The 8,470-nt window shown below is 64.1% G+C and carries 9 protein-coding genes and 1 pseudogene; 3 read left to right on the plus strand and 7 right to left on the minus strand.

Annotated features, from left to right (window positions below; genetic code table 11):
• The 6 genes and pseudogenes from WAN71_RS26845 to WAN71_RS26870 all read right to left on the minus strand — a co-directional run.
• Positions 1 to 214 (minus strand): annotated as a pseudogene (locus WAN71_RS26845) (peptidase S8); the annotation flags it as partial.
• Complete coding sequence (gene eccD / locus WAN71_RS26850) at positions 192 to 1,706, minus strand: type VII secretion integral membrane protein EccD (protein ID WP_422228235.1); 1,515 nt, start codon at positions 1,704 to 1,706, stop codon at positions 192 to 194. The gene eccD and the pseudogene WAN71_RS26845, both read right to left, overlap by 23 nt.
• A 174-nt stretch (positions 1,707 to 1,880) precedes the next feature.
• Positions 1,881 to 2,792, minus strand: coding sequence for an ESX secretion-associated protein EspG (locus WAN71_RS26855; protein WP_422228236.1), 912 nt, complete (start codon positions 2,790 to 2,792; stop codon positions 1,881 to 1,883).
• Positions 2,793 to 2,879: 87 nt separating this feature from the next.
• A complete protein-coding gene (locus WAN71_RS26860; RefSeq protein WP_219070429.1) occupies positions 2,880 to 3,164 on the minus strand; it encodes a WXG100 family type VII secretion target in 285 nt (94 codons plus the stop codon).
• A gap of 43 nt (positions 3,165 to 3,207) precedes the next feature.
• Positions 3,208 to 3,504: a WXG100 family type VII secretion target gene (locus WAN71_RS26865; RefSeq protein ID WP_422228237.1), complete on the minus strand. Its 297-nt coding sequence runs from the start codon at positions 3,502 to 3,504 to the stop codon at positions 3,208 to 3,210.
• Between the two features lie 167 nt (positions 3,505 to 3,671).
• Positions 3,672 to 3,971 (minus strand): PE family protein, encoded by a 300-nt coding sequence (locus WAN71_RS26870; protein WP_422228238.1) that lies wholly within the window; start codon positions 3,969 to 3,971, stop codon positions 3,672 to 3,674.
• Positions 3,972 to 4,441: 470 nt separating this feature from the next.
• Between WAN71_RS26870 and WAN71_RS26875 the strand changes: the two genes are divergently transcribed.
• Complete coding sequence (locus WAN71_RS26875; protein ID WP_422228239.1) at positions 4,442 to 6,196, plus strand: serine/threonine-protein kinase; 1,755 nt, start codon at positions 4,442 to 4,444, stop codon at positions 6,194 to 6,196.
• Between the two features lie 21 nt (positions 6,197 to 6,217).
• Here WAN71_RS26875 and WAN71_RS26880 read toward each other — a convergent pair whose 3' ends face one another.
• Positions 6,218 to 7,396: a cytochrome P450 gene (locus WAN71_RS26880; protein ID WP_422228240.1), complete on the minus strand. Its 1,179-nt coding sequence runs from the start codon at positions 7,394 to 7,396 to the stop codon at positions 6,218 to 6,220.
• 188 nt (positions 7,397 to 7,584) lie between these two features.
• Between WAN71_RS26880 and WAN71_RS26885 the strand changes: the two genes are divergently transcribed.
• Positions 7,585 to 7,779, plus strand: coding sequence for a ferredoxin (locus WAN71_RS26885; RefSeq protein WP_422228241.1), 195 nt, complete (start codon positions 7,585 to 7,587; stop codon positions 7,777 to 7,779).
• Between the two features lie 61 nt (positions 7,780 to 7,840).
• Positions 7,841 to 8,041: a hypothetical protein gene (locus tag WAN71_RS26890; protein WP_422228242.1), complete on the plus strand. Its 201-nt coding sequence runs from the start codon at positions 7,841 to 7,843 to the stop codon at positions 8,039 to 8,041.
• Positions 8,042 to 8,470 lie beyond the last annotated feature (429 nt).

Here is an 8,470-nt window from a genome sequence, read left to right on the forward strand (position 1 = left end):
CCCCAACCTCGGTGCAGTACGCGCTCTGCTTCATCGGTTGCGCGGGCCCGGGCGGACCGTCGGGCGGTACCGCCGCCGTGTCGATCCCCGGAGGATCGATCGCGTAGGCCGGCGACCCGGACAGCGCTACAGAGGCAACGATGAGCGTCGTGGCAGCTACTGCGGCCGCACGGAGCGGCCGCAGCCGACGACTACCGGTAACGAATCGCTGCATAGACATTCATCAGCCAGAATGCCAGCGGGAAGATCGGCATCAGGCAGAGGTACTCGACCCATTCCACGAGCTTGCGGAACAGCGGGCTGTAGATGGTGTTGGGTACCACCGCCGCAGCCGTCAATCCCGCCGCGGGCAAGAGCACCACCAGGGCGACTCCCGCCGACACCGCCGCCGTTGAGGACAACACCAGCGAATACCGCACGACGATCGAGGCGACGATCAGGACCGAGGTCACGGCCAGAACGATCGCCTGCAAACGGTCGACGTAGGAGCGACCACGCAGCATCAGGAAGCCGGCGGTGGCAGCGGCCAGCAGCAGCGGTAGCCACCGGTCGCCGGTGCGCGGGTCGGATACGCCTGCCAGGGACACAATCGTCAGCACACCCAGGCCGATCAGCAGTCCGGTCAGGAACGACCGGGCCCGCTCGGCCCGCAGCACAACGTCTTGGACGGACGCGGGGCCCTCCAGGGTCGGACGGCCGCCGCCAACAGGGTGCACCACGGTGGTCGGCAGGTCAGGCCGCGCCTCGAACACCCAGCGGCTGGTGGCAGACGGGAACACCGGCAGCCGGATCCCGGACAACCAGCGGGACAGCGCCGGCGCACCGTGATAGCCGAACACGCAGGCCAGCAGTATGCAGGTCAACAGGGTCACCGCACCGGTGCCGAAGGCCATCCGGGCCAGGCTCGCCAACGTCGCGGCCACGCACACGGTAACGATCGCAGTGCCAGTGCCCAGCCGACGGCCGGTGAACCGCATGGCCAGCATTGCGCCGACACAGGCGACCGCGAATCCCATCACTGCGTGCGGCGCCCCGACCGGGCCGGGGGGTGCGGCAGCCGCCGCCACCGCGAGTGGCGCCAGCCCGCTCCACAGCATGATGTCGCCTGCGCGGCGGTCCTGGTCGGTCTTGGCGCGCGACAAGATCATCAGCGCGACCGAGATCACCAGCACCGCGATGACCGCGGCGTAGGGCGCCGGAACCCACGAGTCGTGCTGCCAGCGGAACCAGCCCAGCAGCGCCGTTCCCAACAGCACCCCGGCGGCGACCATTGCCGCACCGACCTGGATGGCCACCGTCGGATTGATTGAGCTGAACCGCTTGCTGAGGTTCACCGACACGGCCGTCGAGATGTGCTCGATGACTTGGGAGCGGTGTTCGGTGTCTTCGACGAAGCGCAGCCACACCCGGTCGCCGTCGTAGATGTCCTGCTCGCTCAGCGACTGGGCAGCCCGTAGCGGGGTCCCGTCAACCAAGCACAACGCCCACCTGCCGCGCTGTTTGGCTTCCAGTGCCGGCAGACCCAGCTCCCGCAGTCGGACGTTGATGACCTTGAGTAACGGGTCGATCATCACCGAGACCGGGGCGTTGGCGTCTAGCAGCACGCCGATTTGCGCGCCCTCGCCGGCGATGATGCCAACCACGACAGACTGAGGCGATGTGACTGCCTCTGCTCCAGGCTGTGGCGCCTCGGCTACTGCGGTCATTGTTCAACCCCTCTGTCGACGATTTCTGGGTCCATGTGTCTTGCCTCGCTATTTGTAATTGTGACGTCGCGTCCCAATTGTTGAGCAGATTCTAGAGAATTTCGCGGCATCCGCTCCATGAGTGAATGCTGCACCGAAAAACCTTGGCATGTGCGGTATTTCCGTAACATTTAGTTAAACTCTGCTATGCGTTTTCCACTCGCCGTAGGGAAGTGTTTCCAAAACCGTCTTTATCCCGACCTGGACCAACTGCTGGGTGGCTGGGCAGATCGCTAGCCAGGCCTCGTTCGACCCGGCGGTACGCGCTTGCTGGTACATCGCGATACGCCCGCCCGATCCGTCCTTAAGCGACAGCACCGAGGCGCTGGGCCCCTTGGCGTCGTCCTGGTATTGCCTGGCGTAGACCGCGGCCTCAGCTGCCGGATCCGACAGCGCCTGCCCCAGCGCGGCCACCGTCGCCGCACTGATGCCGAGCCGCCGCAGATCGCCGCCGGAGAAGACGTTGAAACCGGAGCTCTGCCAAGCCTTCGTGATCTCCAGCATTTCCTCCAGCGGCACGTTGACCGCGTTGATCGCCGCGGGATCGGCGTGGTGGATCGACTCCAGTGCATCGAAGACCAGCGCCGCGATCGAAGCGGTGTCGGCGATTGCGACGTCGTCGACGGTGATCTCGTCGCCCACCCGTACCGCCGAGACCCAGTGCTGGCCACGGCGGGCCAGCAGCACCCGGAACTCGTTGTCCGGGATCTCGCGGGAACCCACTGGTTCGTCTTCGCCGCCTTCTTCTTTTTCCTTGACGCCGTAGAGCAGCTTGCCCCGGGACAGCAGCGCGATGAGCTCGAGATCAGGCGCGGCCAACACCCGCATCCGGGCAGCGATCGCGTCGTTGACCGTCTCGCCCGTGACGATGCCCTGCTCGCGCATGACCGCCATGCCAGGATGCTCGTTCAGCCAGTCCATCGAATCAGTGGAAACGAATGGCCGACACCGCAATTCGGGCGCGACGTGGCGAATATCCAGCAACGCCTGCAACATCCAGAAACCCTCGACGTTGACTGTGATATCGGTCCGGGTGGTTTGATCCATCACTACTCTCGTGTCTCGGCGTGGTCGGTTACCGCATGACGCGGCAGCACACCCGGGTCGGTGTGCTGCCGCGCCAGTTGGTGACTTTTAAGCCCAGCTAGAGCCAACAGCGCTGTCGGTGGACGACATGTTGTTTCCTGCCGTCTGCACCTTCTGCCCGTGCTGGTTAGCCTGCTCGTAGATCACCTGGAAGTTGCGACCCAACTGGGTGATGAACTCCTGGCAGGCCACCGAACCCGAACCGCCCCAGAAGTCACCGGCGGCCAGCACATCGCGCACGATGGACTGGTGCTCGGCCTCCAAGGAAGCGGCCTGGGCCCGGATGAGCGCACCATGGGCGTCGACATCACCGAACTGGTAGCTAATCGACATTTATCTGTCCCTCCTGATTGGAAAAGTTTACGCTTGCAGCGGGTTAGCTGCTCAGAATCTGCTGCGAAGCCTGCTCTTGGGTTTCGTAGTTGTTGGCATCGCGGATCAAGCCGTCGCGCACACCGTGGAGCATGTTGACGATGTTGCGGAAGGCCTGGTTCATCTGGCCCATGGTGTCGTAGGACGTCATCTGGGCCGTACCGCTCCAGCTGGCACCGGCGATGTTTTGGCTCGATGCCCACATCTTGCGGGCCTCGTCCTCAACGGTTTGGGCGTGCACATCGAAACGGCCCGCCATCGACCGCATCTCGTGCGGGTCAGTCATAAAACGTGTAGGCACTTACTTGTCTCCTTGATTGAGTAGTGATCGGAGTGCGCAGACCCCGGAGTTATGCGTGATAGCCGGCCCGGTTACCCGAGGTAACCGCCGACCTGCGACACACGGCTGATCCCCCCTTTCCCGCTACCCGGCTGCCACCAGAGTGGGACGGACTTCATCGACGGCGTTCAGAGCGCCGCGGCTGCGTTGGCGGCCTCGGTCGCCGCATACGAACCGGCGCTGGTGCCCAGTGTGTTCACGAACATCTCGTGGATGGCCGCCGCCTGGGCACTCACCGCCTGATACAGCTGAGCGTGTGCGACGAACTGGGCCGCGGTCAGCGCCGAAACCTCGTCGGCGGCAGCCGGAACGACGCCCGTCGTCGGGGCCGCCGCTGCCGCGTTTTGCGAGTTCACCGACGAGCCGATGCCTTGCAGGCTGCCGGCCGCTGCCGACAGCGCCTCCGGCTGTGTGGTTACAAACGACATTCAGCTTCCTTCCCGAGTCGTTTCAGCAATACGCCCGTGGATGAGAATAGACGGGCACTCCGTTCCCTGCCGCCGCTAGAGCAGGGTGTTTGCAACTGTTCACCCGTCGGCAACAACTGTTCACCTTCAGTAACGGCTGAGTAACAAGGGGCGCGCAGGGAAGGCTGGTCAGCACCCCTCGGGGGTTCATGACCTGCATAAATTTAGTGATCTCAGCTCGGCAACGGTCTCGGGTCCGACGGCGACTCACCGGCTAGTCACCGAACGCGGCAAGCAACCAGGACGTGCAAAGCATAAAAATCTAGCCGCGGATAAGGTCACCACCACGCTCGTTGTACATGCGTCCAGCAAAATTATCCGCGGCTATGCAGGCCACCCGCCGGGCCGCCTTGCCAACCGGTCACTGAACTTTGGGTGACCAAACGTTCTGGAAATGCCAGCAACCGTTAGGGGGCAGTTAGGATCTGGGGATGGCGTTGACCAGCGGCGCGACCTTCGCTGGATACAGCGTCCTGCGATCGTTGGGGCGCGGTGAGATGGGCGACGTCTACCTCACCCAGCATCCCCGGTTACCGCACTGGAATGCCTTGAAGGTGCTGTCCGCGACGCTGACCGAAGACCGTGAGTTCCGCGACCGCTTCATGCGGGAAACCCCAATCGCTACGACGCTGTATCACCCACACATTCTCGAGGTCGAGTATCGCGGTGAGACCGATGGGCAGCTGTGGGTCACGATGGACTACGTCAACGGCACCAGCGCGGCGCAGCTGATCGCTAACCGGTTCCCGACGGGGATGCCTGCCGGCGAGGTGCTGGCCACCATCACCGCCGTCGCCGACGCGCTTGATTACGCGCACAGCCGGGGCATGCTGCACCGCAATGTGAGACCCGCAAACATCCTGTTCGCCAGCCCAGCCGACGGTGAACAACAAATACTCCTCACCGACTTCGGTATGGCCCGGCAGCTCGGTGACCCCAACGGCGCCCCGGCCGATCTCACCGGTGAAGCGGTCGCCTACGCAGCACCCGAACAATTGTCGGGCTCGGACATCGACGGACGCGCCGACCAGTATGCGCTTGCCGCCACGGCGTTCCACCTGCTCACCGGAGCGCCGCCGTTCCAGCAGTCGAATCCGGTCGCCGTGATCGGCCAACATCTGACGGCGGCGCCGCCAAGCCTGCATGGTCGGCGGCCCGACCTCGCACGCCTAGACGACATACTCGCGACCGCGCTGGCCAAAAACCCCCACGATCGATTCCACAGCTGCCGTGCATTCGCGGACGCGCTGAGCTACAGCGCCGGGGCCTGGACGGGTGATCGCAGTCCCGAGGCCTACCTCACCGTCGTCGACTATCCCGACGACATGCCGGAGGCTCAACCCGCAATGGGCGATGCGGCGCCGTCCGGCGTCTTCCCGGCGTGGGCGAGAACCGTCCGGCGTCTTGCGCAGCATCACGCCACCACCGGACAGCCGGTAGGCGCCGATGGGTCGACCGCACCGGCGGCGGTTCGGCGCCGCCGGTGGCCCTGGGTTGTTGGGCTGGGCAGCGCGGCGGCTGCGCTGTGCGTCGGGCTGCTCGGCGTCGGCATTGTGATCGGTCGCGACAACGACGCCGGGCCCAAACAAGCCGCCGGCCCGCTGAAGGCCATCCGAAGCTCCGCTCCAGCCGCTGCTCCAACGACTACCAACAGCCGTAATTTTCCCGGTCCGGGAGAAGCGCTCGACGGGTCCTACCGGGTCGACGTCAATCGCGAACAGCAGACCTACGACAGCACCCCCGACCCACAACCGCCAAACGTCAGCACCTGGTGGGCTTTCCGCACTTCGTGCACCCCCACCGCGTGCGTTGCCACCGGGACCATGCTGGACGACAAAGACCACCAAAATCTGAGCCCAGCAGGTGGCGATAAGCCGATCGTGCTGGATTTCCGCGACGGTGCCTGGCAGTCGCGACCGGACAAGGTGCTGTTCGCCTGCCTGGGACCGAATGGAGCGCCAGCCCAACAAACCACCACGCAGGAGATCCGGCTGGAGCAAAAGGACGGTGCACTGCGCGGCACAATGACCGTCACAGTCAATAGCGACGAATGCAGCCAACAAGGCGCGACGATCGAAATCCCGACCGTGGCCGCACGCGTCGCCGAGGTCCCGTCACGAGTCCAGGTGCCAAGCGCGCCGTCGACCGCCCCGCCCGCGCCGGCCACGACGAGGCCGACCCGCTGATCGCCGGCTCTGGCCGCCTGGTCAGCCGAAAATCAGCGGCAAACTCTTGAGAGCGAAAGTCTTACTGGGGAAACGGATTTCGGGTTCATAGCCGGGAACCATTTCGAATTCGGGGATTCGCTTGAGCCATTCGTCGACGATCACGGTCAGCTCGATACGCGCCAAATGAGAGCCCAGGCAGCGATGGGGTCCGCCGCCGAATCCCCAGTGCCGGTGCACCTTGCCATCCATGGTCAACTCGTCGGTCGAGATCGAGTCGCTGCCGTCGCGGTTGATCGCGGCCATGCACAAGTGCACCGAAGAGCCTTTGGGCAAGATCATTCCGCCGACCACGGCGCTCTCCGTGAGTACCCGCGGCGCGACCGGCGCCGACGGCTCCAGCCGGACGATCTCTTCGATGAAAACCCGGATCTGCTTCGGGTTGTCGCGCAGCATCCTGCGTAGTTCGGGTCTGCGCGCCAGTTCCAGCAGGGAGAAACCGATCGCCGCGGTCACGGTGTCCAGTCCGGCCAGGATCAATAAGTGACTCATCCCCAGCAGCTCAAGATCAGTGAAATTGCCGTCACCGGTCATCACCCGAGACAACATGTCCGCGCCCGGGTTTTCCCGCCGCCGCTTTATCGCGTCCATGAGGTACTCGTACAGGTCGCGCGCCGGGGCGGCGAGTTCGGCCTCGGTGACATAGGGTTTGTCGGCGATGATGGCGTCTTTCCAGGCGATCAGGCGGTCACGGTCCTCCAGCGGCAGACCGTAGAGGTCGAGGAACACCTGGAAGGGATACAGGCTCGCCAGATCTTTCATCACCTCACACTCGCCTCTGTCGGCGAGGGCGCCGATCATGTCAGCGGCGTGGCGGACAAGCACCGGTCGCGACTTACTCAAACCGTGCGGGCTGAATAGGGGTTGCAGGATTTTGCGATACCGGGTGTGTTCCGGCGGGTCGAACGCCAGTGGAATCACCGGTATCGGACTTCCCGGGGGTTGAAGCGCCAACCGCGATGAAAAGACCTTGGGATTGCGCAGCGCTGCCAGCACGTCCTCGCGGCGGGTGATGTAGTAGTAGCCGTTCATGAACACCACCGGTCCGGCGTCCCGCAGGAGCTTCCACCCGACACCACGGTCGGCGGTCATCGGCAAGCTGTAGTAGTCAAGCCGCGGTAGGTGAAAGCCCCCGTACAAGCTTTCATTAAGGGTGCTCATACACGCGCTCTTCCCGTTGTCCGTTCATCCGATTTTGCTGTCGCCTTCGCAGCGGGCGACAGTCACATGGTAAATGGCCCGCGGCGGCCCCGGCCGCGTCGTCGCCCAGCTTCCGGGTGCCAGGCAACGGGCCGACGGGCTTAGGGTCTTCTAGAATCGCACGTGTCCGATCGAGGGAGGACAGCCCGATGAAGGTTCATGTCGAACAGTCGAAATGCGTTGGGCACGCGCAGTGCTACGCGGTCGACCCGGAGCTTTTTCCAATCGACGAGTCCGGCTATTCCACCCTCGAAGAACACGAGGTGCGGCCTGAGGACGCGCAGGTGACGCGTGACGGCGTCGCAGCCTGTCCGGAGATGGCGCTGATCCTGGAAGAGGATTGATAGCACTCGGCTTCGGACACCGGCAAATTGACGTCGACTACCGGTCAGAGTCGGAGAGCTGATGCGGGAACCGCCCCAGCAACGCCTCGAGCAGACGCTGGACTTCGTTCATGCGCGCGCGTATCTGCATCAGGTCCCACGACGGCGCGGAGCTGCCGGTGTCGAGTTGTTGGTCCGCGACGCCCGCCATGCGGTGTGCGAGTTCGTGCAACTCGGCGGACTCGGCCTGCAGAAGGCTTTCGAAGACCCGGGCCTGAGCTAGCTCAGCGGGCTTCACCGGGTGCGGCATGACGCTGGCCGCTGCCAGCGTGCGGTGACCGCTAGCGGTTTTCGGGAGTACCCGGGCGTCGTTGTATTCAGCAGGTGCAGCCCATCGCCCGCGGCCATTTCGGGGCCTCCGTGACATTGCCAGAGAAACAGATGAGTTAGCGGGTTGCACCATGTATCTCTCCTGCCCCAGCCCCTGATTGTTCACCCACTCGAAACCTACTCCCCGACTTCGATATGTCTCTAGGTCTGCAGGAGATATCCCGACTGTTCATGTTTGGGCTACGGACGCGACACCATTTGATGCCGAGCATTTACTTTGGCCGGCTCGATGGCGTGTCGTGCTATGGGTCAAGGGCGTTCGCGGTCGGGCCATTCAAAGAACCCGAGTGCGAACGCCCTTGACTCAACGAGTTACACGTCG

It is taken from the genome of Mycobacterium sp. (assembly GCF_049280035.1).
GTDB lineage: Bacteria > Actinomycetota > Actinomycetes > Mycobacteriales > Mycobacteriaceae > Mycobacterium.